Source organism: Vannielia litorea (assembly GCF_900142295.1).
In the GTDB taxonomy this organism is placed as follows: domain Bacteria; phylum Pseudomonadota; class Alphaproteobacteria; order Rhodobacterales; family Rhodobacteraceae; genus Vannielia; species Vannielia litorea.
The window spans coordinates 314,899-340,421 of record NZ_FSRL01000001.1; the positions used below are offsets into that span (position 1 = coordinate 314,899).

The following is a 25,523-nucleotide window of genomic DNA, read 5'->3' on the forward strand; positions in this document are numbered from 1 at the left end:
CCATGCCCGTCTTTCTCAACACCCGCGACGCCGATTTCGAGGCCGGTTTCCAGGCCCTCCTGAACGCCAAGCGCGAGGATGCCCCCGATGTCGACGACACCGTCGCCGGGATCATCTCCGAGGTCCGCAGGCGGGGCGACGAGGCCGTCATCGAGCTGACCGAAAAGTTCGACCGCCTGAGCCTGACCCCTGAAACCATTGCCTTTTCCGAGGCCGAGATCGACGAGCTCTGCGCCCGCGTGCCCGCCGCCGAGGCCGCCGCCCTCGAGCTGGCGGCAGAGCGCATCCGCGCCTACCACGTCCGCCAGATGCCCGATGATGCCATGTGGACCGACCCCGACGGCGCCACGCTCGGCTGGCGCTGGACTCCGGTTTCCGCCGCTGGTCTCTATGTGCCGGGCGGCCTCGCCAGCTACCCCTCCTCGGTGCTGATGAACGCCGTCCCTGCCCAGGTCGCGGGCGTCGAACGCCTCGTCATCGCCTGCCCCACGCCGGGCGGCGAGGCCAACCCGCTGGTGCTCTACGCCGCCCGCCTGGCGGGCGTCGAAACCGTCTACCGGATCGGCGGGGCGCAGGCCGTGGCGGCCCTGGCCTACGGCACTCAAACCATCGCGCCCGTCGACAAGATCACTGGCCCGGGCAATGCCTTCGTGGCCGCAGCCAAGCGCCGCGTCTTCGGCAAGGTCGGGATCGACATGATCGCCGGCCCCTCCGAGATCCTGGTCATCGCCGACGCCGACAACGACCCCGATTTTCTCGCCCTCGACCTGCTCTCCCAGGCCGAGCACGACGCCTCCGCCCAGTCGATCCTGATCACCACCGACGCCGCTTTCGGCGCGGCCGTGGCCCGCGCCGTCGACACCCGCCTGCAAACCCTCGAGCGCGCAGGGATCGCCGGTGACAGCTGGCGCGACAACGGCGCCGTCATCACCGTGCAAAGCCTGGACGAGGCGGCAGAGCTCTCCGACCGCATCGCGCCCGAGCACCTCGAGCTCTGCGTCGAGAACCCCGAGGCGCTCTCCGAACGGATCCGCCACGCCGGGGCGATCTTCCTCGGCCAGTGGACCCCCGAGGCCATCGGCGATTACATCGGCGGCCCCAACCACGTGCTGCCCACCGCCCGCTCCGCCCGGTTTTCCTCCGGCCTCTCGGTGCTCGACTTCCTCAAGCGCACCACTCTGGCCAGGATGACCCCCGACGCCCTGCGCACCATCGGCCCGGCGGCGGAGACCCTCGCGAAATCAGAGAGTTTGCAGGCCCACGGCCTCTCTGTCCGCGCCCGACTCGACAAGCTGAACCGATGATCCGCGCCACCCTCATGGCCCTGCTGCTCGCCACGCCGCTGAACGCCGGCGAGGCCGAGGACCGCAAGGCCGCCTCCATCGCGTTGCTCGAAGGGCAGGGCGTGCCGGTGCTGCCTTCGCTCCCCGCGATCGAAACCGAGGCCGAGAGCCTGCGCCGCAGCGAGGAAGAGGTGATCCGCCGCACCGTCGCCCTCGCCATTGTCGCCGTGAAGGGCGAGACCGGCGACAGCGACCTCGCCCGAAATCTGATCACCCAGTTCGGGGCCGACGACAGCTGGTTCAGCCCCGCCGAACAGGCTTTTCTCGATACCCCCGATCCCGATCCGCAGATGCGCGCCCAGTTCGCATGGCGCTACGAGACGGTCGAGGTGATGCTCTGGGCGCTCGGCATCTACGACGAGCTGAAATACCCGAGTGAAATCATGGATGTGCCCCGCATGGCCGAGACCCTCCGCACCCTCGGGACGGAGGGCCTTCGGGCCGAGGCCCGCCTCCGCCCGCAGGCCGAGCTGCTCGACGCCGCCGATGTGATCTACCGCTACCACTGGGCCACCCGGCAGGCCGGGCTCGATGGCGCCCCGCCACCCGCCGGGCTCTACCCCGATGTCATCTGGGAGCGCCACCACGCCCTGAACTGGCTCATCGGGGCCCACGGCGGCCAGCCGTGGGACGAGGTCACCACCGACACCTGAGGTTTTCGCTGCATTGCAGTATCCGCGAGCGCAGGCTAGCTTTCGGCAGCCACGGAGACGAGCGCATGAGCCGCATCTGCCATATCGAGATCGACGACGCCAACCTGCCCCCGCCCACGCCGGAGATCGAGCAGGAGCGCAAGGTGGCGATCTTCGACCTTCTGGAAGACAACAGCTTCCTGCCCACCGGCCGTGACGGCGTCGAGCTGCCCCCCGGCCCCTACCGGCTGCACCTGTGCATCCGCGAGCGTCGGCTGGTGTTCGACATTTCCGACGAGAAATCGCGCGAGATCGGGGCCTTCCACTTGTCGCTGTCGCCCTTCAAGCAGGTGGTGAAGGACTACTGGCAGATCTGCGAAAGCTACTATGACGCGGTGAAAAAGCTGCCGCCGCACCAGATCGAGGCGATCGACATGGCCCGGCGCGGCATTCACAACGAGGGCGCCCGGGTGCTGCAGGAGCGGCTCGAAGGCAAGGCCGAGGTGGATACCGACACCGCCCGCCGCCTTTTTACCCTCATCTGCGTGCTGCACTTCGGGAGCTGAGGCTTGGGCAAGTCGTTTCCCTCCTCGGTGCTGTTCTGCTGCGACCACAACGCCGTGCGCTCGCCGATGGCCGAGGGCCTGATGAAAAAGCTCTATGGCCACGACGCCTATGTGCAGTCGGCCGGGGTCCACAACGATCTCGACGTGGACGGCTTCGCCATATCGGTCTGCGCGGAGATCGGGGTCGAGCTGCACCGCCACCGCTCGCGCAGCTTCGAGGAGATGCAGCAGTGGGGAGATGACCTGTCGGGCTTCGACCTGATCATCGCGCTCTCTCCCGCTTCCCAGCGCCAGGCGCTGGAGCTGACGCGCGTGCATCACCTCGAGGTCGAATACTGGCCGATCATGGACCCCACCGGCATCGGCGAGACCCGCGAGGCCAAGTTGGGCGTCTACCGGCAGGTCCGCGACCAGCTGCTCACGCGGATGAAGCAGCGCTTTGGCCCGCCCACGCAGGTCTGAACCGCGCTCGGCCAAAAAGGTCACAACGCGGCGACGGGCCTGCATTTTCGCTTGATTTATGGGTCGCTTGAGCGCATCTAGTGCCGCGTCAGCCACAGTGCGGCAACAGTGCAACAATGGAGTGAACATGGCCAAGGAAGAACTGCTCGAATTTCCCGGTGTCGTGAAGGAGCTCCTGCCCAATGCGACGTTCAGGGTCGAGCTGGAGAACGGCCATGAGATCATCGCGCACACGGCAGGAAAACTTCGCAAGAACCGCATCCGCGTCCTCACCGGCGACAAGGTGCAGGTCGAGATGACCCCCTATGACCTGACCAAGGGCCGCATCAACTACCGCTTCCGGTAAGATGCGCCTCATCCTCGGATCCGGCAGCCCGCGTCGGCGCGAGCTGCTGGGCCAGCTCGGGCTGATCCCCGACGACATCCGCGCCGCAGATATCGACGAGACACCCGCCAAGGGGGAGCTTCCGCGCCCCTATTGCATGCGCATGGCGGTGGAGAAGGCCCAGGCCCTCCCGCCCGCGCCGGGCGAGCTGGTGCTCACCGCCGATACCACCGTGGCCCTTGGCCGCCGCATTCTGGGCAAGCCCGAGGGCCGAGCCGAGGCGGGCGCGTTCCTGCGCGCGCTTTCGGGCCGCAGGCACCGCGTGATCACCGCGCTCGCCGTCCGTAGCGAGGCGGGGATCTGGCAGCGCGACGTGGTGACGGCGGTGAAGATGAAGCGGCTCTCCGAGAGCGAGCTGTTTGCCTACCTCGAAACCGGAGACTGGGAGGGCAAGGCCGGCGCCTATGCCATCCAGGGGCCGGCGGGCGCCTTCATTCCGTGGATCTCCGGCAGCTATTCCGCCGTCATGGGCCTGCCCCTGGCCGAAACCGCGCAGCTTCTGGTCGCCGCAGGCTACCCGCTTTATCGGAGTCCCGCATGAAGGGCACGCAGATCATTCTCGACCACGTCGCAGGCCGCGAGGCCGCTGCCCTGATGGTCGATGGCCGCCTCGACGACCTGCTGATCGACGCCCCCGGCACCGTTCGCCCGGGCGCGATCTGGCGCGCCCAAGCCGAGCGGCAGGCCAAGGGGCAGGGGGGCATCTTTCTGGCCGCCGAGGGCCAGCGCTTCTGGTTTCGGCAGGCCAAGGGCATCGCACCAGGCCAGCCGCTCGTGGTGCAGGTCACCGGCTATGCCGAGGTCGAAAAGGCGCCGCCCGTCACCCGGAGCCTGACCTTCAAGTCGCGCTACGTGATCGTCACCCCCGATGCGCCTGGCGTGAACCTCGCCCGTTCGATCCGCGACGAGGAAGAGCGCGACCGGCTCAAGCTCGCCGCGCTCGAGGCGCTCGATGGTCGCGACTGGGGGCTGATCCTGCGGTCGTCCTGCCTGGGGGCCGACGAGGCGGATATCGCCGAGGACATCGCTGCCATGATCGCCGGCGCCGAGGCCGCGCTTTCGGCCACCGAGCCGGGCGAGGTGCACCCCGGCGACGGCCCGCACCTCACCGCCTGGCGCGAGTGGACCGGCCCCGCCGAGGTGATCACCGAGGCCGGCAGCTTCGAGAGCCACGGCGTGCTCGATGCGCTGGCCGCACTGCAGGGGCCGCGCGAGCGGGCCGGGGAGGCCACGCTCTACGTGGAGCCCACCCGCGCGCTCGTCGCCGTCGATGTGAACACCGGCGGAGACATGTCGCCCGCCGCCGCGCTCAAGGCCAACATCGCCGCCGCCAAGGCGCTGCCGCGGGCGTTGCGGTTGCGGGGGCTGGGCGGCCGCATCGTGGTGGATTTCGCGCCCATGCCCAAGGGCCAGCGCAAACAGCTCGAACAGTCACTGAAGGCCGCCTTCCGCGCCGATCCGATCGAGACCGTCCTCGCCGGCTGGACGCCACTGGGCCAGTATGAAATGCAACGAAAGCGCGAGCGCCTGCCGCTCGCCCTGACGCTGCCCGAGGAGATCCGATGAGCTGCCCGATCTGCGGCAAGAAGACCGAGCAGGACTATCGCCCGTTCTGCTCCCGTCGCTGCGCCGACCTCGATCTCGGCAAGTGGCTCACCGGAGCCTATGCGGTGCCCTCCGACGACCCCGAGGACCTGGAGGAGGCCGCGCGCCTCGCCGAGGAGGCACCTGCCCCCAAGCCTCACTGAGGGCACCTCTCGGCGCCGGTGCGGCCCGGGTCCCGCATTTTCGCACATCCGCTTGATCCATGTCATGGGAGCCTGGCGCTGCGGCGTTAGAAGCTTTGCCGCAGATGCAGCAAAAGAGGCCCCGATGCGCCTGACGACCCGAACCGATCTCGCCATGCGCGTTCTGATGTTCTGCGCCACGCGGCGCGGGCGCCTGCACCGGTCGATCGACATCGCCCTGGCTTGCAACGTCTCCGTGAACCACCTGATGCAGGTGGTGCCGGTGCTGCACCGGCTGGGCTACGTCGTCGCCACCCGCGGCCGGTCCGGCGGGGTGGAGCTGGCCGCGCGCCCCGAAGCCCTGCGCGTGGGCGAGGTGTTTCGCCACTTCGAGGCGCAATTGCCCTTCAACGAATGTTTCTCCGAGGGGGGCAACACCTGCCCGCTCACCCCCTGTTGTCGCATGCGTCCGGCCCTGGCGGCCGCGGTCGAGGCCTTCTATGCCGCGCTCGACGAGGTTTCCCTCGCCGACCTGGTGGCGGACAACAGCGGGCTCGAGTCGCTCTTTGCGCAAAACGCGGCGGACCCCGTCCCCAAGGTCTGTGCCCGGGCGCAGGCGACGCCCGGCAGATCGGCGGGCCCGCGCGTCAGGTGACCGTCCTTGGCCCTCAGGACATGGCCACCTTTCACAACCATTGCTAGAAAACAGGCTGGCGCAGGATCGCGGGGCCTGTAAAAAGTCACCAGGGCAAGCTCAGGGTAACTCAGGGTAACGATGGCCAGAACAGCCGAGAAACCGCCGGTCGTCGTTGGAATCGCCGCCTCCGCGGGCGGGCTCGAGGCGATGTCTCTCTTTCTTCAGAACCTGCCCAAGGGCCTGAACTGTGCCTATGTGCTGGCCCAGCACATGTCGCCAAGCCACGAGAGCATGCTGGTCAAGCTGCTCTCGCGGGAGACGGCGCTCGAGGTGCGCGAGATCCGGGAGCCGGTCGAGCCCAGGGCCGACACCATTTACATCCCGCCTCCGGGCAGCGACGTGGGCCTGCACGAGGGCCGGCTCGAGGTGCTCACCCCGGCGGGCCACCCAGCCACGCCCAAGCCTTCCGCCGACCGCCTGTTCAAGGCGTTGGCCGAGGGGCTCGGGCCGCGCTGCATGGGGGTGGTGCTCTCGGGCACGGGCAGCGACGGCAGCTATGGCGTGCAGGCGATTCGCGAGGCGGGCGGGATCACGCTGGCGCAGGAGCCCGCCTCGGCCAAGTACGATTCGATGCCCGTGCAGGCGGTGCGCACCGGCTGCGTCGATCTCGTGCTGACGCCCCAGCAGCTCGGCAAGCACCTGGCCCAGATCCTGAACCAGCCGGGCGACCTGGAGGAGCTGAGGAGGATGGGCGAGGAGGCAACCAAGAACGCCGACCTGTTCCAGATCCTCCTGGCCCACACCATGGTCGATTTCCGGCAGTACAAGGAAAGCACGATCAACCGCCGCGTTCACCGCCGCATGGTGGCCAAGGGCATCGGCACCCAGGCCGAGTACATCGACTTTCTGCGCCGCAGCCAGGAGGAGGTCGAGGCGCTCTACAAGGACCTGCTGATCTCGGTCACAAGGTTCTTCCGCGACCGCGAGCAGTTTACCGTGCTGTCCGACGTGATCCGCGACCGGATCCTGGCCAAGCCCGGCGCCACGATGCGCATCTGGGTCGTCGGCTGCGCCACCGGCGAGGAGGCCTATTCCATCGCCGCGCTCTATGCCGAGGCCGCCGGCGGCCTGGAGGCGCTGGGCAAGGAGACCCTGCAGGTCTTTGCCACCGACATCGACGAGCATGCTCTCGCCGTCGGGCGCAAGGGCTCCTACCCGCGCAGCGCGGCCGATGACATTCCGCCCGACCTGCTGGAGAAATACTTCGACATCTCGGGCGACCGGCTGCTGGTTCGCCAGAGCCTGCGCAACTGCGTCATGTTCACCCGGCACAACATCTTCCAGGATGCGCCCTTCATGTCGATCGACCTGGTCAGCATCCGCAACGTGCTGATCTACTTCGACACCAACCTGCAGGACCGGGTGCTGTCACGGGTGCAATATGCCCTGGCGCCCGACGGGCTGCTGTTTCTCGGCACCTCCGAGACCACCGGCGCGATGGAGAGCCACTTCGTGTCCTGCGATCCGGTGGCCAAGATCTACGGCAAGCGCGCCACGCCGACGCTCGACATGGCCAACTTCGGCTCCAACCATGCGATCCGCGCCAGCCGCCGGCTGCTGACCCGGCAGAAGCCGCCCACCCCCGACAACGTCAACGACTGGGGCCATTTTCACGCGCTGGTCGGCGCCTTGGCCGAGAACGCGGTACTGGTGAACCACGAGAGCGCGGTGCTCAAGGTCTACGGCGATCTCGCGCCCTTCAGCCAGATCACCGACGCGATGTTCAAGGGCTTCAACCTGCGCCTGCTCAAGACCCCGCTGGCCAACGAGAGCACGACCCTGGTGCTGGTGGCGCTGAAGAACATGAAGATGCGGGTCGGCCAGTGGCACCGGATCGACGGGCGCGACTTCAACCACGCCCGGCTGGTGGCCTATCCGATCCAGCCGCAGGGCCAGGGCGACCGCTATGTGCTGCTCGCCATCGAGACAGAACTGCGCGCCACCCCGGAGGCCCGGGACGAGGAGCGCACCGATTACCTGACCTACATCGAAACCGAGCTGAGCCGCACCCGCGAGGCGCTGAACGTGACGATGGAGCAGCTGCAAACCTCCAACGAGGAGCTGCAATCGCTGAACGAAGAGCTGCAAAGCTCGAACGAGGAGCTGCAAAGCACCAACGAGGAGCTGGAGACCTCCAACGAGGAGCTGCAATCGACCAACGAGGAGCTGATCACGGTCAACGAGGAGCTGATCGTCAATTCCACCGAGTTGCAGCGCACCACCGCCGAGCTGAACGGCATCGTCGACGGGCTGCCGACGACCATGCTGATGCTCGACCAGGGCCTGCTGATCCGCCATGCCTCCCGCCGTGCTATCACGGAGTTTCATCTGCGCATCCGCGGCCAGTCGATGGGCCATATCTCCCAGTGCCATCTGCCCGAGGGTTACCCGCCGATCGTCGATCTGTGCTCCGAGGCGCTGCTCAGCCGAAAGTTCGTGTCGCGCCAGTTCGGCGTCGGTATGCGGCGGTTTCTGCTCACCATCGCGCCGCTGGTCAACGGCAGCGACGAGCTGATCGGCCTGGTGGTGATGGTCACCCAGCTTGAAAGCTCTCTCGAGACCTCGCTCAACGACGCCCTCCGGCGCTTCGGCAAGATCGGCACCTGGCAGGTCCAGCTTCCGGAGTACGAGCTGAAATGGTCGGAGGAAACCTACGCGATACACGGCCTGCCCGCCGATCATGGCCCGGTCACGATGGACCGTGCGCTCGAATTCTATCACCCCGACGACCGGGAGGCCGTGCGTGCCCGGCTCGACAAGGCCCTGGAGGAGTGCGACAGCTTCCACTTCACGGCGCGGCTCAACCGTGCCGACGGGCAGCTGATCGTGGTCGAAAGCTCCGGCACCGTCATCGCCGACCGGCTCAACACGCCGGCCGCCGTGGTGGGGGTGATCCGCAACTACTCGCTCATGCAGACCGAGAGCATGCTGCTGCGCCTCTACAACGAGGTCAGCACCGACGAGGGCATCGGCCTGTACTCCTACGATGTGATCCACGGGGTGAACTACTGGAACCCCAAGCTCTACAGCCTGTTCGGCATCGACCCCTCGGTGCCGCCCAGCATCGAGGCGGCGCTCGAACGTCTGTCGCCCGAGAGCGCCGCGAAGGTGCGTGTGCTTCTCGATGCCGCCATGACCCACGGCGACCCCTATGATTTCGAGGGCGAGATCCGCATGCCGGACGGCAGCTTTGCCCCCTACCGCAGCACCGGCCGCCCGTACCGCAACGACGAAGGCCGGATCAGCCACGTCTTCGGCACCCTTCGGCTCCTCGAGAATGGCTGACCGGACCTTACCCGCCGCCGCCGCGCGTTAACCTTCCGGTAACCGTTTTGCGCCGATACTCGGCGCGTTCGAAGGTTCGAGCGGCGGGGGATGTGCAATGTGGATCGGTGGCAGAGCCATGGACGGCGAAAATTCGAGTCAAATTGCGATCTCTCTGTTCCGTGACACCACCACGAACCAGTGGTTCGTCGAACGGGTGGAGTTCAACCTCGGCGCCACCCGCACCAGGACCAGCTTCACCGTGCCCCAGCCGCTCGGGCAGGCCTTCACGGCGGAGTTTCTGGAACAGCTTCAGCCGCTCTTGCCCACATCGCACGACCGTGGCCTGCTGGCCGACAGCCAGGCCCATGTCGCCATCGCCCACCTGTCGCTCGCGGGCATCCGGGTGGCGGCGCAGGCGGCCTTCGACGGCATCCAGAAGGTCTGGGTCCGGTTCCAGCGCGCCTTCGGGTCGGTGCAGGCCATGCTGCTGCCCCGGCACCGCACCGAGCAGGCCGCCGAGAATGCGTTGCACTACGTCGCGGCCACCGCGCTGCTCGACCTGCTGCTGCCCTGCCTCGACATGCTCCGCCTCGACCTGCCCGCCAGCGCCGCGCCCGACCTCGCGGCCGAGCGGGTCTCGGCGCGACTCGGCACCCTCCAGGCCAAGAAGCACGATCTCGAGTTCTACGTCGGCCTCCTGACCCGCTACATCGCGCGCTCTCCCGCGCCTGAGACCGGCGCAACCCTGCCGGAGCCCGATCGCGGCGCCTCGGCGCTGCAGGGTTTTCGGCTGCCGGGCCCGATCGCGGTGCGCTAGCGCAGGGCAGGGCGTCGTTTCCGGGGGTGACATCCGCCAGCGCCTGTGGATGCTGGGCCGAAAGACTGCATGAAAGGCCCCGCCATGAACAAGCACGCCCCCAATTCGCCCGAAGCCCGCGACATCGCCTACCACCTGCACAGCTACACCAACGCCGAGCTGCACCAGGAGGTCGGCCCCACGGTGATCGAGCGGGGCGCCGGCATCCATGTCTGGGACAACACCGGCAAGCGCTACGTCGAGGCGCTCTCCGGCCTCTGGTCGGTCGGCGTGGGCTTCGGCGAGGAGCGCCTGGTGAAGGCCGCCACCGAGCAGATGCAGAAGCTGCCCTATTACCAGACCTTCGCGCACCGCTCCCACGGCCCCGCCATCGACCTTGCGGAGAAGCTGGTCAGCATCGCCCCGGTGCCGATGAGCAAGGCCTATTTCACCAACTCCGGCTCCGAGGCCAATGACACGGTGGTCAAGTTCCTCTGGTACCGCTCCAACGCCCTGGGCAAGCCGGAGAAGAAAAAGATCATCTCCCGCTTCCGTGGCTATCATGGCGTTACCGTGGCTTCGGCCTCGCTGACGGGGCTGCCCTACAACCACCGCAGCTTCGACCTGCCGATCAACGGCATCCTGCACACCACCTGCCCGCACTACTGGAAGGAGGGCCGGGACGGCGAGAGCGAGGAAGAGTTCGCCAGCCGCTGCGCCGCCGATCTCGACGCGATGATCCAGGCCGAGGGCCCCGATACCGTCGCCGCCTTCATCGGCGAGCCGGTCATGGGGGCAGGGGGCGTGGTGGTGCCGCCCAAGGGCTACTGGCAGAAGATCCAGGCGGTTCTGGCCAAGTACGACATCCTGCTGGTCGCCGACGAGGTGATCTGCGGCTTCGGGCGCACCGGCAACCTCTGGGGCAGCCAGACCTTCGACATCAAGCCCGATATCCTGGTGACCTCCAAGCAGATCACGTCGTCCTACTTCCCGCTCTCCGCCGTGCTCCTGAATGAGCGCGCCTACGCCCCGATCCAGGACGAATCGGGCCGCATCGGCACCCTGGGCCATGGCGTGACCGGCGCCGGCCACCCGGTGGGCGCCGCCGTGGCGCTGGAGAACATCGCCATCATCGAGGAGCGCGGTCTGGTCGCCAACGCCGCCAGGCAGGGCGAGCCCCTGCGCGCGGGCCTCAAGGCGCTCGCCGATGAGTTCGAGCTGGTGGGCGAGATGCGCGGCATCGGCCTCATCGCCGCCCTCGAGATGGACCCGGGCAGGGCGAAGGACGAGATGGCCGTCGGCGCGCTGGGCACCGCGATGAACGTCGCGCTGATGCGCCATGGCGTCATCGCCCGCAACCTGGGCGACACCATCGCCTTCTGCCCGCCGCTCATCATTGACGACGAGGGCGTGGCCGAGATAATCGCGGGCGTCGAGAAGGCCCTGAAGGACGTGAGTGCCGCGCACGGTTGAGCGGCCCAACCGACGCGGACCAGTTGCCGCCCTAATCCCCCGTCATCCTCGGGCTTGACCCGAGGATCTCTCGCCACACAGGAGATCCTCGGGTCAAGCCCGAGGATGACGGCTCACCCACTCACCCCTTGGGCAGCACCGGCGCCGTCCGCTCCAGGGCCAGTTCCGCGTCCGAAAACTTCCACGGCCCGCGCAGCCCCGGCACGCCCTCGGGCGCGATCTGCATGCCCCGCGCCACCACCTGCGGGTCGGCCAGGGCCTCGCCCACGTCGTTGATCGGCCCGGCGGGCACGGTGGCCGCCTCGAAGGCGGCCAGCAGCGCCAACTTGTCCCAGCTCGCCGTCGCCGCCTCGATCAGCGGCGTCAGCGCCTCGCGGTGCGTCACCCGGCCCGGATTGGTGGCAAAGCGCGGATCGTCCGCCAGCCCCTCGAGCCCCAGCACCCCGCAGAACCGCCGGAACTGCCCGTCATTGCCCACCGCGATGATGATATGCCCGTCCTTCACCGGCACCACCTGATAGGGCCCGAGGTTGCGATGCCAGGAGCCGGTGCGCTCCGGCGGCACGCCGGTGGCCAGGTAGTTCATCCCCTGGTTCGCCAGCATCGCCACCGCGCAATCCAGCAGGCTCATGTCGATGTGCTGCCCCCGGCCGGTCCGGTGCCGCTGCTCCACCGCCGCCAGGATGCCGATGGTCGAGTAGAGCCCGGTCACGATATCCGTCACCGCCACGCCAAACCGCGTCGGCTGCCCCTCGGGGTCGCCGGTGATGTCCATCAGCCCGCTCATCCCCTGCAACAGGTAGTCGTAGCCCGCCCTCTTCGCATAGGGCCCGTCCTGCCCGAAGCCGGTGACAGAGCAGTAGATCAGCGCCGGGTTCACCTCCGCCAGGCTCGCGTAGTCCAGCCCGTATTTCGCCAGTCCGCCCACCTTGAAGTTCTCGATCAGGATATCGGCGCCCGCCGTCAGCTCGCGCACCCGCGCCTGCCCCTCCGGCTGGCGGAAGTCGACCACCTCGCTCACCTTGCCCCGGTTGGCCGAGTAGTAATAGGCCGCGCTCACGTCGCCCTCGCGCTCGATGAAGGGCGGCCCCCACTTGCGGGTGTCGTCTCCCTCCGGGCTCTCCAGCTTGATCACCTCAGCGCCCAGGTCGGCCAGCGCCTGGCCGATCCACGGCCCCGCGAGGATCCGCGCCATCTCGATCACCTTCAGCCCTTCCAGCGGTTTCATCACGCCTCCCTTGCCAATTCGCGCCACCCTAGCGCCCTCCGGCTGTTGCGGAAACACTGCGTTTCCGGCGCAGCTGGTGCCGCCCCCCTTCTGACACGCCGGGGTTGCGCGTATTGACATCCAAAAGCTCCCAGATCGGTATGCCCAGATGAAATCCACCGCCCGCATGCTCGCCTTTCTCGCAGCCCTCACCGGCCTCGCCGCGCCCGCGCAGGCGGCCGAACGTGCGCTTCTGGGCTGGGGACGGATCTTCACCAACGACGTGCTGGGCGATGGCTACGACCGCTGGCGCACCGGCGCCTACACCATCTCCATCGCCTACGGCCCCGACTGGACCGGCGCGGCGCCCGATGATTTCGGCCAGCTGCTCGAGTTCCGCCTGCGCTCCGAGCTGATCGCGCCCCAGAGCCTCACCGCCCCCGCCGCCGATGACCGCCGCTTCGCCGGCGCGCTCACCTTCGGCGTGCACAGCTACTCCCGCATGGGCGCGGCCGATCTGCGGCTCGGCGCCGACATCACCTTCACCGGCCCCCAGAACGGGCTGGGCGAGCTGCAGAACTCGATCCACGAGAGCTTCGGCCTTGCCGAAAGCACGGTGCTCGACGACCAGATCGAGGACAACACCTACCTCAGCCTCTCCGGCGAGCTTTCGCGCGAGTTCGCGGTGGGCCCGGCCCGCCTGCGACCCTTTCTGGAGCTTCAGGCCGGGGTCGAGAGCTTTGCCCGCATCGGCGCGGACCTGACCTTCGGCAGCTACGGGCAGGGCGCGATGATGGCGCGCGACAGCACCACCGGCCACCGCTATCAGGTGATCCGCTCCAACGCCGACCAGGGCTTCTCCTTTCTCATCGGCGGCGATATCGCCCGCGTGTATTCCTCCGAGTATCTCCCCGAGGAAGACGGCATCGAGCTGACCGACACCCGCAGCCGCATCCGCGCCGGGGTGAACTGGCAGGGCGAGAGCGCCGGGCTGTTCTACGGCCTGACCTATCTCTCCGAAGAGTTCGAGACCCAGCCCGAGGGCCAGCTCGTCGGCGCGCTGCAACTCCGCCTGTTCTTCTAGGCGACCGCGCCGCCTGCACCAACGCCCTGACGTGACCGCCCGGCCACGTCCCTGACTCCGCTGCATTTTCTGCTTGGTGAGCCGCTTCCGACCGTGTTAACGAATCACCAATAAAAAAGAAAATCGGCAGGCATACAGGCATGAAAACGGGCTTTCTCGGCACGTTTGTCATCCCCTGGTCGCAGACGGAAACAGATGGGCACACCGGCGCGCCGGTGCAAAGCCTGCATCCCGGGGCGACATGGCGCTGGAGCGGAACGCTCACGCGGGTCGACGGACCCGGTGATGTGCTCTCGCTCGGCAGCGCCGAGGGCGTGGCAGACCTTCACAGACGTGCGGCACGCAAGGTGCGGCGGATGATCTCCGGCAATGGCGGGGCCCTCGCGGCGCTCTCGCGGGGCGAGGACGCCCGCCGCACGCTAGCCCGCGCCGAGGCGATCGCCCAGGTGGCCGAGGGCGAGGCCCTTCTGGCCCATGCCAGCTTTACCGTGACCGATGGCCAGCAGGCCTGGATGGCAAGCTGGATCGAGACGGTGCCCGGCGCCTCCGGCCTCCTGATGTTCGCGGGTGGCGTGCCGCCCGAGGGTGCCGACCTCTGGATCAGCCAGGTGAGCCAGGCCGCCGAGGCCCTGCCGCTCCCCGGCGAAACGCCCCAGGGCGGGGTGATCTGCTTCGTGGCCGGCACCCGCATCGCCACGCCCGAGGGGTTCAAGCCCGTCGAGGAGCTGGCCGAGGGCGACATGGTGCAGACCAAGGATGACGGTGCCCAGCCGGTCATCTGGGCCGGGCAGCGCCGGATGACCGGCGCGCGCCTCTTTGCCATGCCCCACCTGCGCCCCATGCGCATCCGCGCGGGCGTGCTGGGGCCCGACATTCCCGACGGCGACCTGCTGGTTTCGCCCAACCACCGCATGGTGATCCGCGGCCCGGCGGCGCGCGCGCTCTACAACACCCCCGAGGTGCTGGTCCGCGCCCGCGACCTCGCCGGCCTGCGCGGCATCTCCACCGATCACCGGCTCACCGAGGCGACCTATGTCCATGTCCTGATGGACCGCCACCAGGTGCTCTTCGCCAACGGCGTCGAGACCGAGAGCTTCCACCCCGCCGAGGCCGATTTCGCCACGCTGGACGCCGCCGACCGCGCCCGCCTGCTCGACGGGCTCCCCTGGCTGAAGAAGCGCCCCGACGACTACGGCGCCCCGGCCCGGCGGATGCTCTCCGAGGCCGAGGCGGCGATCCTGCGGCACGACGCCGGACTGGCCGCCTGAGCCCCTGTTGACTCCCCCCCGCGCGGCTGTATAAGCCCGCCATCCACCGGGGTTCGCGCCCCGGTGTTCATTTTGGTGTTGGTGGCCCCCGCAAGGGGATGCCCTGTCGGCCGCAAGGCAAAGGACAACGCCCTTCCATCGCGCCCGCCCAGGGCGCCACATATCGAAGGAGATCAGACGGTGACCAAACGCACCTCTGCCAAGTACAAGATCGACCGCCGCATGGGCGAGAACATCTGGGGCCGCCCCAAGTCCCCGGTCAACCGCCGCGAATACGGCCCCGGCCAGCACGGCCAGCGCCGCAAGGGCAAGCTCTCCGACTTCGGCCTCCAGCTCCGCGCCAAGCAGAAGCTGAAGGGCTACTACGGCGACCTGACCGAAAAGCAGTTCAAGCGCATCTTCGCCGAAGCCGCCCGCGTGAAGGGTGACACCGGTGAAAACCTCATCGGCCTGCTCGAGCGCCGCCTCGATGCCGTGGTCTACCGCGCCAAGTTCGTCGCCACCATCTTCGCGGCCCGCCAGTTCGTGAACCACGGCCACGTCACCGTGAACGGCCAGCGCGTCAACATCCCCTCCTACCGGGTGAAAGAGGGCGACGTGATCGAGGTCCGCGACAAGTCCAAGCAGCTCGCCGTTGTGCTCGAGGCCGTCGGCCTCGCCGAGCGTGACGTGCCCGAGTACATCGAGGCCGACCACTCCAAGATGAAGGCCACCTTCATCCGCACCCCGGGCCTCTCCGACGTGCCCTACGCGGTGCAGATGGAGCCCAACCTCGTCATCGAATTCTACGCCCAGAACTAATAGGGCGCCTCATTCGAGGGACAGATGGGCCGCACCGCAGGGTGCGGCCCTTTTCGTTGCGGGCGTTTATTGCGCTAGTGACAAGAGCGGGAAGCACCATTCGGTTGGGCCAGAAAGGTCTTCTTTGCGGATGCGCCAGGAAGCCTTGAATCCGCCGTTGCAGCGAGAGCGAGTAAAGAATGGCGAATATCTACTGCGCACTGATCCTCGGCGTGATCGGTTTCCAGATCGCGCTGATCCTCGGTGCCCCATGGGGCAGGATCACGCAAGGCGGGCAGGTTGAAGGCCCCTTGCCTCGGTCCGGTCGCATCGTCGCTGCGGTTTCCATCGCCCTCCTGATCGCAATGGCGCTCGCAATCCTCTCCGCCGACGGTCGCTGGCCCGCCTGGCCATCGTGGACCGGATGGGCCGCCGTTGCGATGAACGGGGTGATGACGGTCCTGAACTGGATCACGCCATCACCTGCAGAACGCAGGCTCTGGGGCCCCATCACCACGGTGATCTTCGCCCTGGCCTTCGCGGTTAACTGGTTCTGACTGGTCGCGGTCGTCGTCGCTGGCATCCAGGCACTATCACGCCACCCGTTCCCGTACCCACCACCGCCGAACCGCACAGAGAAAAAGGGCCGCCCAAACGGACGGCCCTTCCTGCTCGATTGCCGGGGAGATCACATGCCGGGGCTGACGGCGAAGCCCGAGAAACCGCCCATGCCGAGGTCGGCCAGCATGGTCGCGGCACCGCTCGACAGGTCGATGGCGTAGAGCCCGGCGCTTTCGGCGCCTTCCATCTGAAGCACGGCATAGGCCATGTCGGTGCCCTCTTCGGGGGAGACGATGTCGAACCCGCCCCAGGCGCTCAGGTCCACGGCCTCGCCGTCCACCGTCACCTTGCCCACGGTGGCCAGCGTGCCGTCGTTGTTGGCCAGCGTCACCAGCGAGTCGGTCGCCGCGTCGAGGGCAAACTGCGCCGTGCCGCTCGCCTTCGCGCCGGAGATCGCGTTGGTGTAGGCATTGGCAAAGATCATCGGCGTGGCGCCGGCATTGGCGTCACCCTCGGCATAGGCCGCATCGGTGAAGCGCTTCACGCTGTTGGCCTTCGGGTCGTTGTCGCCAAAGCCCTCGGGGAAGTACACGAGGTTGGCCCCGTCCGAGCCCACGGCCCGCACCGCGTCGATCGCGTTGTTGAAGTCGAAGGCCACATAGGCATCGGCCCCGATCATGGCGTTGTCGTCGAAGGCCGCGCCGAGGTCGGTCACTTCGCCGCTCGCCGGGTTGACGGTCACGATCATGCCGTCGGCAAAGCCCAGCAGGTCGCCGGTGACCGGGCGGTAGGCGATGGCGCGCAGCGGCTGCGCGAGGTCGAAGGTCTGCACCTCGCCGGGCGTGGCGATATCGGCCATGACGACCAGCGTTGCGCCGTCATTGGCAAGGGCATAGCCCATCTGGCCGGCGTGGCCGTCGGCCAGAAGCGGTGCGGCGGCAAGGCCGAGGGCAGAGGCGGCAAGGGTCGTGCGGAGTGTGGAGCGGGTCATCAAAGGTCCTCTCTGGGCAAGTGGCACCGGCGCCATTGCCGGGCTTGTGGCAGAGGGCACGAAAGGCAGGGCGCCGGAGTTTCACCCCGGCTGCGCGGCTCACGGTCTTGTTACCGCCGCGCCGCCCGCCCCGTGGCCCGGAACGCTTCGGCCTCGCCCTCCGTGAGCCCCGCGTGAAAAGCGCAGCCTTCTGCCCGCCGCGCGGCACGGGGTCATTCCCTTGTCACGGGTTTCGCGCCACCCTTGTGCAGAGGTCCCGGCAAGGAGCACCCCCATGGCCCGGCGTGACATTTCCTTTTCCAGCATGAACCTGCTGAACCTCCAGCTCCCGGGCGAGGCAATCTATGGCGATACCGACGGCTGGAGCCCCGAGGTCTATGCCCGCAAGATCGAATGGAGCGGCCGCACCCTGCAACGCATTGCCGCCGAGGTGATCGGCTTCCAGGAGCTCTGGGCGCCCGCCGCGCTCGATCAGCTCCTCGCCTCCGCCGGTCTCGTCGGCACCCACAGGGCGCTCACCCCGCCCGGCCATAACGGCCGCAAGATCGTTTGCGCGGCAGCGGTGCGGAGCGACATCCTCGTGGGCGACCCGCAGTGGATCACCGATTTTCCGCCCGAAATGGTGCTGCGCAGCGGCGGTGACGACCCCCAGCAGGCCGATATCGCGGTGCAGCTGTCGAGCTTCTCCCGCCCGGTGCTCAATTTTCGCGTCCGCGTCACCGAGGACACGCCCGAGATCGAGATCTTCGTCTGCCACTTCAAGTCGCGCCGCCCCACCGAGGTCTGGCGCGAGCGCGGCTGGTATCGGCGCGAGGTGCACGGCCCCCATGTGACCGCGCTGGGCTATGCCATCTCCACCATCCGCCGCACCGCCGAGGCCGCCGCCCTGCGGGTGCTCGTCACCCGCCTGACCAAGGGCACCACGACCCCGGTGGTGGTGATCGGCGACATGAATGACGGCAAGGAGAGCAACACGCTCAACATCATGAGCGAACAGCCCACCTACCTCTCGCCGCTCTCCACCGGCGGCGGTGACAACGCGCTCTACACCGCCCAGACCCTGCAGGAGTACCGCTCCGTGCGCGATGTCTATTACACCCATGTCTACAAGGGCCAGCGCGAGAGCCTCGACCACATCCTGTTTTCCGAGCAGTTCTACGACAACTCCAAGCGCCGCCTCTGGGCCTTCGACGAGATGACGGTGGAGAACGATCACCTCAACTTCGACGACCACAAGGACAGCGGCACCACCGACCACGGCGTGCTGCGGACGACCTTCAAGTGGAAGCCCGCGCCGGGTGCGGCAACCGCCTGACCCGGTTGGACATCCCCGCGCCGCGCCCATAGGTTCAGGGCAACACGAATTGCCCGGAGGTCCCCATGTCCTACCCCGTCTATGGCCGCATCGAAGGCCCCATCGTGATGATCGGCTTCGGCTCCATCGGAAAGGGCACCTGGCCGCTGATCGAGCGCCATTTCGAGTATGACGCCGACAAGTTCGTGGTGATCGAGCCCGACGCCCGGCAGCACAACTTCCTCAAGCAGCACAAGTTGCGCTACATCGACACCGCCCTGACCCCAGACAACTACCGCGAGGTGCTCTCCGGCCTCTTTCCCGAGGGCAAGGGCTTCTGCGTCAACCTCTCGGTCGATACCTCCTCGCTCGACATCCTCAAGCACTGCCGCGAGCTGGGCGTGCTCTACATCGACACCGTGGCCGAGCCCTGGGCCGGCTTCTACTTCGACACGGCAGACAACGCCGCGCGCACCAACTACGCCCTGCGCCAGGCGGTGCGCGACGAGAAGGCCAAAAACCCCGGCGGCCCCACGGCCGTCAACTGCTGCGGCGCCAACCCCGGCATGGTGTCGTGGTTCGTCAAGGAGGCCCTGCTGACCCTGGCCCGCGACACTGGCCGCGATGCCACGCCTCCCACCTCCCGCGAAAGCTGGGCGAAACTGATGCAAGGCCTCGGCGTGCAGGGCGTCCACATCGCCGAGCGAGACACCCAGGCCCGCCGCACCCCGCGTCCGCGCAACGTTTTCGTCAACACCTGGTCGGTCGAGGGCTTCATCGCCGAGGGCTTCCAGCCCGCCGAGCTGGGCTGGGGCACCCACGAGCCCTGGTTCCCCGAGAACGGCCATACCCACGACACCGGCTGCCAGGCCGCCATCTGGCTCGACCGCCCCGGCGCGATCACCCGCGTCCACACCTGGTGCCCCACGCCCGGCCCGCAATTCGGCTTTCTCGTCACCCACAACGAGGCGATCTCGATCTCCGACTATTACACCGTGGGGCAGGGGGCGCACCCTGAGTATCGCCCGACCTGCCACTACGCCTACCACCCCTCCGACGACGCGGTGCTCTCGCTCCACGAGATGTTCGGCTCCGGCAAGCAGCAGACCAGACACCACATCCTCACCGAAGACGAGATCGTCGAGGGCATCGACGAGCTGGGCGTGCTGCTCTACGGCCACGAGAAAAATGCGCTCTGGTTCGGCTCGCGCCTCTCCAACGAGGAAACCCGCGACCTGGCACCCTACCAGAACGCCACCGGCCTGCAGGTGACGAGCGCCGTGCTCGCCGGCATGGTCTGGGCGCTGGAAAACCCGGAGGCCGGCATCGTCGAGGCCGACGAGATGGACCACGCCCGCTGCCTCGAGGTCCAGCGCCCCTACCTCGGCCCCGTCGAGGCGCATTACACCGACTGGACCCCGCTTCAGGACCGCTGGGAGCACTTCCCCGAAGACATCGACGAGAACGAGCCCTGGGCCTTCCGCAACGTGCTGGCCACCTGACGCCAGCGGTGGTGCATCACCGCCACCCATCAGACGTCATCCTCGGGCCTGCCGCGAGGATCTCTCCTTCATCGCACGCGTCCTGCGCGCAACACCCGCCGGCCCGCCACACCCTGCACCTTCACCCCCCCGGCCCGCAGGGCTAGAACCCCGCGCAACAGGCTCAACCGCGAGTGCCATCCATGCCCGAACCCAAGCCCGACGAGACCCACCCGCTCGAACGCAGCATCGAGCGCGGCCTCTTCAATGCCCGCTGGCTCATGGCCCCGATGTATCTCGGCCTCTCGCTCTGCCTGGCGATGCTCACCTTCATCTTCCTGCGCGAGTTGATCTACTACGCACCGCAGGTGCTCACCATGTCGGCCGACAAGTCGATCCTCGTGGTCCTCACCCTGATCGACCTCTCGCTGGCCGGAAACCTCCTGCTCATCGTCCTTTTCTCCGGCTACGAGAACTTCGTCAGCAAGCTCGACATCGGCGATCCCGAGGACAGGCCCGCCTGGATGGGCACGGTCGATTTCTCCGGCCTGAAGATGAAGTTGATCGGCTCCATCGTCGCCATCTCGGCGATCCACCTGCTCAAGCGCTTCATGGAGATCGGCCGCGACGAGGCCGATGCGATCTATGGCGAGCAGGAGCTTTTCTGGCTGGTCGTCATCCACCTCACCTTCGTCACCTCCGGCGTGCTCATGGCGCTGATGGACTGGCTCACCGCCCGCGCGAAGAAGGGCTAGACCGACCTGCGCTGCACGCCAACCGGCCCGCATTCGAAGCCAACCCTGAACCCCTTGTAGCCGTCATCCTCGGGCTTGACCCGAGGATCTCCCGGCGGCCGAGGGATCCTCGGGTCAAGCCCGAGGATGACCGTCCGCATGTGGAACGCTCACGCCACCAGCTGCACCCAGAGCGCCAGTGCCACGGCGGCCAGCGCCACGAAGACGCCATTCCACTTCACCGCCACCTCCCAGGGTGTCACCCCGCCCAGCCGCGAGATGATCATCACCGAGGCGGTGAAGGGCGAGGTCGGCGCGGTCAGGGTCCAGCCCGAGGTCAGCGCCAGCACCACCGAGATGGTCGAAACCCCCAGCGCGTCGGGGCTGGGCAGCAGTTGTGCAAAAAGCGAGACAAAGAGGATCGGGTTCAGCCCGATCTGCCCGGCCAGCGGCACCAGCAGGATCGGCAGCACCAGCAGCACCCGCGCGGGAATGCCCCCCAGGTCGAACCCGCTGCCCGCCAGCCATCCGGCCAGCAGCGCACCCGCCGCCGTGCCGATAAACCCCGCCGTCGCCAGCAGCACCAGCTCGCTGCGGTAGGAGGGCAGGTCGCAGAAGGCATAGGCCCGGCCCCGCGCCGCCAGTTCCGCCAGCTTGCGGCCCGCGGCGGTCTCGATCAGCACCCAGACCGCCGCGATCAGCGGCACCAGCCCCAGCACCGTGCGCGAGGGCTGCACGCCCCAGAGCACATCGACCACGATCGCGGGCAAGGCCACGGCGGTCAGCAGCCAGCCCAGCGGGCGCAGCGATTTCACGTCATGCGCGGCCACCTGGTCTCGCTGCGGCACCACCGTGCCCGCAGGCAGCGTGCCCTTCAGCCGCCTGTCCACCAGCCAGCCCACGATCACGATGATGAGCGCCGAGCCGAGCCCGTAGAGCACGACGGAGCCCAGCTCCGCGCCGGGCACGAGGGCGGTGGTGATGACCGTTGCAAAGGCCAGCGGCGACCAGCAGAGCGAGGCCGAGAACCCGCATTGTGCACCCTGCAGCATCCGCCGCGTCCGAAGCGCCCGCACCGCCGGGTCCGGCTCCCGCTCCGCCGAGTGCCGCGCCATGGTGCCCAGGAGCGACAGCGCGCCGTAGCTCAGCATCAGCGCAAAGACCTGGGTGCCGAAGCCGAGCGCCAGGTAGCGCCGCCCCGGCGGCTGGTTGGCCAGGAAGGCGGCGGCCCGGGCGATGGCGGGCGAGCGCCCGGCCACATGCTGCAGGCTCGCCAGTGCGCAGAAGAAGGCGATGATGAAGCTGGTGCGGTCCAGCGCCGGCCAGAGCACCTCGCCCGGCGCGGGCAGGGTCGTCAGGCAATAGCCCGCGAGCAGCACCGAGATCGCCAGAAACACGTGGCGCGACCGGCGCACCTGCGGCGCCAGCAATGCGAGCACCGCCACCGAGAGCAGGGCCGCCAGCGTGCCGGTCCCGGCGTCCAGCCCGAAGCCGTGCAGCATCACCAGCACCACGATGGCCAGGAGGAGAGCGCCGGTCAGCATCGCCAGTGGCTTGGTCGGGCTCTCCGGGGGGGCGGCGGGTTCGGTCATCGGTCGGGGTATCGTCTCATCGCGGCCTGTCCTCCCGCAGGCTCAGTCCTAGAGGCTCCGCGCGGGGGAGGGAAGGGGGAGGGGCACCGCGCGGTGGGGTAACGGATCGGGCCCGAAACAGCCATGCGCTGAGCGCATATGTACGGATTCTGCATGGGTTGTGCATGGGGTGTGCATCCCCCGATTTTCCGGTTAACGGCCTCGAGCCATTCCCGCCTTGCATGTTTCCGCCGGATTGCTATGACGCTGCGACCGGAGGAAGTGATGTCTGCACCCATTCCCCAGCCCGGCATTTCGGAGATCGCTCTTTACCAGAGCGGCAAGAGCACCTTCCAAGGTGTTGAAAATCCTCTGAAATTGTCCGCCAACGAAAACCCGTTCGGCTGCTCGCCGCGCGTGGCCGAGGCCATTGCCGCCGAGCTGGGGTCGCTGCACCGCTACCCCGGAACCGACCACCAGATCCTGCGGGAGGCCATCGCCAAGGCCCACGATCTGCCCGCCGACCAGGTGATCTGCGGCGTCGGAAGCGACGAGATCCTCCACCTCGCCGCCCAGGCCTACGCCGGGCCGGGGGGTGAGGTCGTCTATACCGAGCACGGCTTTTCGGTCTATCCGATCGTCGCCCGCGCCGCCGGCGCGGAGCCAGTGGTGGCCCCCGAACGCGACCGCGTGGCAGATGCTGACGCCATCCTGAGTGCTTGCAACGAAAAGACGAAAATCGTCTTTCTCGCCAACCCCAACAACCCCACCGGCACCATGATCGGCGGCAACGAGGTGGTCCGCCTTGCCGATGGTCTCCCCGAGGGCTGCCTGCTGGTGCTCGATGGCGCCTATGCCGAGTTCGTCGAGGGCTTCGACGGCGGCGCATCGCTGGCCGCCACCCGTGACAACGTCTTGATGACACGCACCTTTTCCAAGATCTACGGCCTCGGCGGTCTGCGCGTGGGCTGGGGGTTCGGCCCCCGCGAGATCATCGACACGCTGACCCGCATCCGTGGCCCGTTCAACCTGAGCAACATGCAGATCGCCGGTGCCGTGGCCGCGCTGGAAGACGTTGAATTCACCGAGAAATCCCGCGCCGAGAACAGCCGCAACCGCGCGCTGCTCGCCCGCGGCCTCACCGCGCTGGGCATCCCCTCCGATCCGTCCTTCGCCAACTTCATCCTCGCCCGCTTCGCTGGCGCCGAAGAGGCCGAGGCCGCCTTCAATCACCTTGGACATCAGGGGCTTATCGTTCGCCAGGTCGGCGGCTACGGGCTCCCGGATTGCCTGCGCATCACCATAGGCACCGAGGAAAACTGCCGCGCCGTCCTCGCCGCGCTCGAGGAGTTCAAATCCGCCCGATGATCTACCAACGTGTCGCCCTCATCGGCCTCGGCCTGATCGCCTCCTCCATGGCCCACGCCATCCGTCGCGGCGGCCTCGCCGGCGAGATCATCGGCACCGCCCGCTCCTCGGAAACCCGCGAAATCGCAAGAGAAATCAACCTCTGCGACCGCATCACCGAAACCGCGACCGAGGCTGTGCAGGGCGCCGACCTGGTCGTGCTCTGCGTCCCCGTGGGCGCGATGGGCGCAGTCGCGCAGGAGATCGCCCCGCATCTGTCCGAGGGCTGCACCGTCACCGATGTCGGCTCGGTCAAAAAGGCGGTGATAGAGGCCGTGGCCCCGCATCTGCCTGAAAAGGTTCACTTCATTCCCGGCCACCCGCTGGCGGGCACCGAGCATTCCGGCCCCCGCTCCGGTTTTGCCGAGCTCTTCGACAACCGCTGGAACATCCTTGTGCCCACCGTGGGCACGCCGCCCGAAGCCACTGATAGGCTTCGCAAACTTTGGGAGGGCATGGGGGCAAACGTCGATCAGATGGATGCCGAGCACCACGATCTCGTGCTTGCCGTCACCTCCCACTGCCCGCACCTCATCGCCTACACGATGGTCGGCGTGGCAGACGACCTGCGCCGGGTGACCGACAGCGAGGTCATCAAGTACTCCGCCGCCGGTTTCCGCGATTTCACCCGTATCGCCGCCTCCGATCCCACCATGTGGCGCGATGTTTTTCTGAACAACAAGGAAGCCACCCTGGAGATTCTCGGCCGCTTCACCGAGGAGCTCTTCGCGCTCCAGCGCGCCATCCGCACCGGCGACGGCCAGCAGCTCTTCGACTATTTCACCCACACCCGCGCCATCCGCCGCGGCATCATCGAAGCCGGTCAGGACACCGCCGCGCCAGACTTCGGCCGGGGCCCCAAGCGATGATCCGTCTCGCGGCTGCCCTCTTCCTCGCCGCCGCGCCCGCCCTTGCGGATGCACCCGCCAACTCGCTCCGCCCCATGCCGCGCGGTGGTGAAACTGTTGAAACCGAAGGAAAAACTACCGTGTCCACGCGAGGCAACGCGCCGCTGGACATGGCTGAGGATGCCGCGAAGCCTGCCGAGACCCGTCCCAAGCCGCGCCCGGCCCGTGCGGAGGTGCCCGCAGGCCAACCGTCGCCGCGCCGCCCCAGGGCCCGCCCGGCCGCGGCCACCGACCAGCATACGGTGGTGCGCGTCATCCGTGGCCCGCTGGCCCGGGCCGCGCTCCACGCCAAGCCCCGCCCGGCGCATATGGACCGGCTCGTGAAGGAGCAGGCAACGGTGACCGAAGTCGTCTATGCCGCGAAGGGCTCGGTCTGCGGCATCCCTTCGGTCAAGGGGCAGGCGATCAGCACCATCGGTCGGCCGGGCAACGGATGCGGCGTGTCCGAGCCGGTCAAGGTCACCTCCGTCCGGGGCGTCGCCCTCTCGAGCAGCGCGACGATGGACTGCGGCACCGCCAAGGCGCTGGACCGCTGGGTGGAGCAGGGGCTCAAGCCCGCCATCGGCTCCCGGGGCGGCGGCGTGAAGCAGATCAGGGTGGTGGCACATTACGCCTGCCGCAACCGCAACAACAGCAAGTCCGGGCGGCTGTCGGAGCACGCGAAGGGCCGGGCGGTGGATATCGCCGGGATCACGCTGCGCGACGGGACCCATGTTTCGGTGCTCAAGGGCTGGGGCTCCAAGTCCTGGTCGCAGGCGCTGAAGGTGATGCACAAGGCCGCCTGCGGGCCCTTCGGCACGGTGCTCGGGCCGAATGCAAACGCCTACCACCGCGATCACTTCCACTTCGACACCGCACGGTACCGCTCCGGCTCCTACTGCCGCTAAGG

The 25,523-nt window shown here is 68.0% G+C and carries 25 protein-coding genes; 22 read left to right on the top strand and 3 right to left on the bottom strand.

Going from position 1 to position 25,523, the window contains the following annotated elements; genetic code table 11:
* Positions 1-2: 2 nt before the first annotated feature.
* The 12 genes from hisD (at position 3) to BUR94_RS01680 (ending at position 11,348) form a co-directional block, all read left to right on the top strand.
* The gene (gene hisD / locus BUR94_RS01625) at positions 3-1,304 is read left to right on the top strand and encodes a histidinol dehydrogenase (protein ID WP_074254526.1); all 1,302 of its coding nucleotides are present in this window, start codon (positions 3-5) and stop codon (positions 1,302-1,304) included.
* Positions 1,301-1,996 carry a DUF4272 domain-containing protein gene (locus BUR94_RS01630; RefSeq protein WP_074254527.1) on the top strand — a complete coding sequence of 232 codons (696 nt, stop codon included), beginning with the start codon at positions 1,301-1,303 and terminating at the stop codon, positions 1,994-1,996. The genes hisD and BUR94_RS01630 overlap by 4 nt, the downstream gene beginning before the upstream one ends.
* A 65-nt stretch (positions 1,997-2,061) precedes the next feature.
* A complete protein-coding gene (locus tag BUR94_RS01635; protein ID WP_074254528.1) occupies positions 2,062-2,541 on the top strand; it encodes a UPF0262 family protein in 480 nt (159 codons plus the stop codon).
* Between the two features lie 66 nt (positions 2,542-2,607).
* A complete protein-coding gene (locus tag BUR94_RS01640; RefSeq protein ID WP_245794540.1) occupies positions 2,608-3,003 on the top strand; it encodes an arsenate-mycothiol transferase ArsC in 396 nt (131 codons plus the stop codon).
* Between the two features lie 127 nt (positions 3,004-3,130).
* Positions 3,131-3,349 carry a translation initiation factor IF-1 gene (gene infA / locus BUR94_RS01645; protein WP_074254530.1) on the top strand — a complete coding sequence of 73 codons (219 nt, stop codon included), beginning with the start codon at positions 3,131-3,133 and terminating at the stop codon, positions 3,347-3,349.
* Between the two features lies 1 nt (position 3,350).
* Positions 3,351-3,929 carry a Maf family protein gene (locus tag BUR94_RS01650; RefSeq protein WP_074254531.1) on the top strand — a complete coding sequence of 193 codons (579 nt, stop codon included), beginning with the start codon at positions 3,351-3,353 and terminating at the stop codon, positions 3,927-3,929.
* Entirely contained in the window at positions 3,926-4,954 is a 1,029-nt protein-coding gene (locus BUR94_RS01655; RefSeq protein ID WP_074254532.1) for a ribonuclease E/G, read from the top strand. The genes BUR94_RS01650 and BUR94_RS01655 overlap by 4 nt, the downstream gene beginning before the upstream one ends.
* Positions 4,951-5,136 (top strand): DNA gyrase inhibitor YacG, encoded by a 186-nt coding sequence (locus tag BUR94_RS01660; protein WP_074254533.1) that lies wholly within the window; start codon positions 4,951-4,953, stop codon positions 5,134-5,136. Before BUR94_RS01655 ends, BUR94_RS01660 begins: the two co-directional genes overlap by 4 nt.
* Positions 5,137-5,260: 124 nt before the next feature.
* Positions 5,261-5,770 (top strand): RrF2 family transcriptional regulator, encoded by a 510-nt coding sequence (locus BUR94_RS01665; protein ID WP_074254534.1) that lies wholly within the window; start codon positions 5,261-5,263, stop codon positions 5,768-5,770.
* 120 nt (positions 5,771-5,890) lie between these two features.
* Complete coding sequence (locus BUR94_RS01670; RefSeq protein WP_074254535.1) at positions 5,891-9,097, top strand: chemotaxis protein CheB; 3,207 nt, start codon at positions 5,891-5,893, stop codon at positions 9,095-9,097.
* Positions 9,098-9,215: 118 nt separating this feature from the next.
* Positions 9,216-9,896: a hypothetical protein gene (locus tag BUR94_RS01675; protein WP_074254536.1), complete on the top strand. Its 681-nt coding sequence runs from the start codon at positions 9,216-9,218 to the stop codon at positions 9,894-9,896.
* Positions 9,897-9,980: 84 nt separating this feature from the next.
* Positions 9,981-11,348 carry an aspartate aminotransferase family protein gene (locus BUR94_RS01680; protein WP_074254537.1) on the top strand — a complete coding sequence of 456 codons (1,368 nt, stop codon included), beginning with the start codon at positions 9,981-9,983 and terminating at the stop codon, positions 11,346-11,348.
* 121 nt (positions 11,349-11,469) lie between these two features.
* Here BUR94_RS01680 and BUR94_RS01685 read toward each other — a convergent pair whose 3' ends face one another.
* Positions 11,470-12,576 (bottom strand): CaiB/BaiF CoA transferase family protein, encoded by a 1,107-nt coding sequence (locus BUR94_RS01685; RefSeq protein ID WP_074254538.1) that lies wholly within the window; start codon positions 12,574-12,576, stop codon positions 11,470-11,472.
* A 148-nt stretch (positions 12,577-12,724) separates the two neighbouring features.
* Between BUR94_RS01685 and BUR94_RS01690 the strand changes: the two genes are divergently transcribed.
* The 4 genes from BUR94_RS01690 (at position 12,725) to BUR94_RS01705 (ending at position 16,244) form a co-directional block, all read left to right on the top strand.
* Positions 12,725-13,639, top strand: coding sequence for a lipid A-modifier LpxR family protein (locus BUR94_RS01690; protein ID WP_084192874.1), 915 nt, complete (start codon positions 12,725-12,727; stop codon positions 13,637-13,639).
* 140 nt (positions 13,640-13,779) lie between these two features.
* Positions 13,780-14,907: a Hint domain-containing protein gene (locus BUR94_RS01695; protein WP_074254540.1), complete on the top strand. Its 1,128-nt coding sequence runs from the start codon at positions 13,780-13,782 to the stop codon at positions 14,905-14,907.
* A gap of 180 nt (positions 14,908-15,087) precedes the next feature.
* A complete protein-coding gene (gene rpsD, locus BUR94_RS01700; protein WP_074254541.1) occupies positions 15,088-15,708 on the top strand; it encodes a 30S ribosomal protein S4 in 621 nt (206 codons plus the stop codon).
* A gap of 179 nt (positions 15,709-15,887) precedes the next feature.
* On the top strand, positions 15,888-16,244 hold the full coding sequence (locus tag BUR94_RS01705; protein ID WP_074254542.1) for a hypothetical protein: 357 nt from the start codon (positions 15,888-15,890) through the stop codon (positions 16,242-16,244).
* A gap of 131 nt (positions 16,245-16,375) precedes the next feature.
* Here BUR94_RS01705 and BUR94_RS01710 read toward each other — a convergent pair whose 3' ends face one another.
* A complete protein-coding gene (locus tag BUR94_RS01710) occupies positions 16,376-17,239 on the bottom strand; it encodes a DUF4394 domain-containing protein (RefSeq protein ID WP_074254543.1) in 864 nt (287 codons plus the stop codon).
* A 274-nt stretch (positions 17,240-17,513) separates the two neighbouring features.
* Here BUR94_RS01710 and BUR94_RS01715 point away from each other — a divergent pair, with 274 nt between their 5' ends.
* The 3 genes from BUR94_RS01715 (at position 17,514) to BUR94_RS01725 (ending at position 20,769) form a co-directional block, all read left to right on the top strand.
* Positions 17,514-18,554 carry an endonuclease/exonuclease/phosphatase family protein gene (locus BUR94_RS01715; protein WP_074254544.1) on the top strand — a complete coding sequence of 347 codons (1,041 nt, stop codon included), beginning with the start codon at positions 17,514-17,516 and terminating at the stop codon, positions 18,552-18,554.
* Positions 18,555-18,619: 65 nt separating this feature from the next.
* Positions 18,620-20,035 carry a homospermidine synthase gene (locus BUR94_RS01720; protein WP_074254545.1) on the top strand — a complete coding sequence of 472 codons (1,416 nt, stop codon included), beginning with the start codon at positions 18,620-18,622 and terminating at the stop codon, positions 20,033-20,035.
* Between the two features lie 182 nt (positions 20,036-20,217).
* Entirely contained in the window at positions 20,218-20,769 is a 552-nt protein-coding gene (locus tag BUR94_RS01725; RefSeq protein ID WP_074254546.1) for a TIGR00645 family protein, read from the top strand.
* Positions 20,770-20,918: 149 nt separating this feature from the next.
* Here the strand turns inward: BUR94_RS01725 and BUR94_RS01730 are convergent, their stop codons facing one another.
* Complete coding sequence (locus tag BUR94_RS01730) at positions 20,919-22,340, bottom strand: hypothetical protein (protein WP_074254547.1); 1,422 nt, start codon at positions 22,338-22,340, stop codon at positions 20,919-20,921.
* Positions 22,341-22,604: 264 nt separating this feature from the next.
* Here BUR94_RS01730 and hisC point away from each other — a divergent pair, with 264 nt between their 5' ends.
* The 3 genes from hisC (at position 22,605) to BUR94_RS01745 (ending at position 25,521) form a co-directional block, all read left to right on the top strand.
* A complete protein-coding gene (gene hisC, locus BUR94_RS01735) occupies positions 22,605-23,687 on the top strand; it encodes a histidinol-phosphate transaminase (protein WP_074254548.1) in 1,083 nt (360 codons plus the stop codon).
* Positions 23,684-24,595, top strand: coding sequence for a prephenate/arogenate dehydrogenase family protein (locus BUR94_RS01740; protein ID WP_074254549.1), 912 nt, complete (start codon positions 23,684-23,686; stop codon positions 24,593-24,595). The genes hisC and BUR94_RS01740 overlap by 4 nt, the downstream gene beginning before the upstream one ends.
* A 119-nt stretch (positions 24,596-24,714) precedes the next feature.
* On the top strand, positions 24,715-25,521 hold the full coding sequence (locus BUR94_RS01745) for an extensin-like domain-containing protein (protein ID WP_245794332.1): 807 nt from the start codon (positions 24,715-24,717) through the stop codon (positions 25,519-25,521).
* Positions 25,522-25,523 lie beyond the last annotated feature (2 nt).

What these genes read in the sequence shown, in the direction of transcription:
- hisD (WP_074254526.1), top strand. Translation starts at nt 3, where the DNA reads ATGCCCGTCTTTCTCAACACCCGCGACGCCGATTTCGAGGCCGGTTTC.
- BUR94_RS01630 (WP_074254527.1), top strand. Translation starts at nt 1,301, where the DNA reads ATGATCCGCGCCACCCTCATGGCCCTGCTGCTCGCCACGCCGCTGAAC.
- BUR94_RS01635 (WP_074254528.1), top strand. Translation starts at nt 2,062, where the DNA reads ATGAGCCGCATCTGCCATATCGAGATCGACGACGCCAACCTGCCCCCG.
- BUR94_RS01640 (WP_245794540.1), top strand. Translation starts at nt 2,608, where the DNA reads ATGGCCGAGGGCCTGATGAAAAAGCTCTATGGCCACGACGCCTATGTG.
- infA (WP_074254530.1), top strand. Translation starts at nt 3,131, where the DNA reads ATGGCCAAGGAAGAACTGCTCGAATTTCCCGGTGTCGTGAAGGAGCTC.
- BUR94_RS01650 (WP_074254531.1), top strand. Translation starts at nt 3,351, where the DNA reads ATGCGCCTCATCCTCGGATCCGGCAGCCCGCGTCGGCGCGAGCTGCTG.
- BUR94_RS01655 (WP_074254532.1), top strand. Translation starts at nt 3,926, where the DNA reads ATGAAGGGCACGCAGATCATTCTCGACCACGTCGCAGGCCGCGAGGCC.
- BUR94_RS01660 (WP_074254533.1), top strand. Translation starts at nt 4,951, where the DNA reads ATGAGCTGCCCGATCTGCGGCAAGAAGACCGAGCAGGACTATCGCCCG.
- BUR94_RS01665 (WP_074254534.1), top strand. Translation starts at nt 5,261, where the DNA reads ATGCGCCTGACGACCCGAACCGATCTCGCCATGCGCGTTCTGATGTTC.
- BUR94_RS01670 (WP_074254535.1), top strand. Translation starts at nt 5,891, where the DNA reads ATGGCCAGAACAGCCGAGAAACCGCCGGTCGTCGTTGGAATCGCCGCC.
- BUR94_RS01675 (WP_074254536.1), top strand. Translation starts at nt 9,216, where the DNA reads ATGGACGGCGAAAATTCGAGTCAAATTGCGATCTCTCTGTTCCGTGAC.
- BUR94_RS01680 (WP_074254537.1), top strand. Translation starts at nt 9,981, where the DNA reads ATGAACAAGCACGCCCCCAATTCGCCCGAAGCCCGCGACATCGCCTAC.
- BUR94_RS01685 (WP_074254538.1), bottom strand. Translation starts at nt 12,576, where the DNA reads ATGAAACCGCTGGAAGGGCTGAAGGTGATCGAGATGGCGCGGATCCTC.
- BUR94_RS01690 (WP_084192874.1), top strand. Translation starts at nt 12,725, where the DNA reads ATGAAATCCACCGCCCGCATGCTCGCCTTTCTCGCAGCCCTCACCGGC.
- BUR94_RS01695 (WP_074254540.1), top strand. Translation starts at nt 13,780, where the DNA reads ATGAAAACGGGCTTTCTCGGCACGTTTGTCATCCCCTGGTCGCAGACG.
- BUR94_RS01705 (WP_074254542.1), top strand. Translation starts at nt 15,888, where the DNA reads ATGGCGAATATCTACTGCGCACTGATCCTCGGCGTGATCGGTTTCCAG.
- BUR94_RS01710 (WP_074254543.1), bottom strand. Translation starts at nt 17,239, where the DNA reads ATGACCCGCTCCACACTCCGCACGACCCTTGCCGCCTCTGCCCTCGGC.
- BUR94_RS01715 (WP_074254544.1), top strand. Translation starts at nt 17,514, where the DNA reads ATGGCCCGGCGTGACATTTCCTTTTCCAGCATGAACCTGCTGAACCTC.
- BUR94_RS01720 (WP_074254545.1), top strand. Translation starts at nt 18,620, where the DNA reads ATGTCCTACCCCGTCTATGGCCGCATCGAAGGCCCCATCGTGATGATC.
- BUR94_RS01725 (WP_074254546.1), top strand. Translation starts at nt 20,218, where the DNA reads ATGCCCGAACCCAAGCCCGACGAGACCCACCCGCTCGAACGCAGCATC.
- BUR94_RS01730 (WP_074254547.1), bottom strand. Translation starts at nt 22,340, where the DNA reads ATGACCGAACCCGCCGCCCCCCCGGAGAGCCCGACCAAGCCACTGGCG.
- hisC (WP_074254548.1), top strand. Translation starts at nt 22,605, where the DNA reads ATGTCTGCACCCATTCCCCAGCCCGGCATTTCGGAGATCGCTCTTTAC.
- BUR94_RS01740 (WP_074254549.1), top strand. Translation starts at nt 23,684, where the DNA reads ATGATCTACCAACGTGTCGCCCTCATCGGCCTCGGCCTGATCGCCTCC.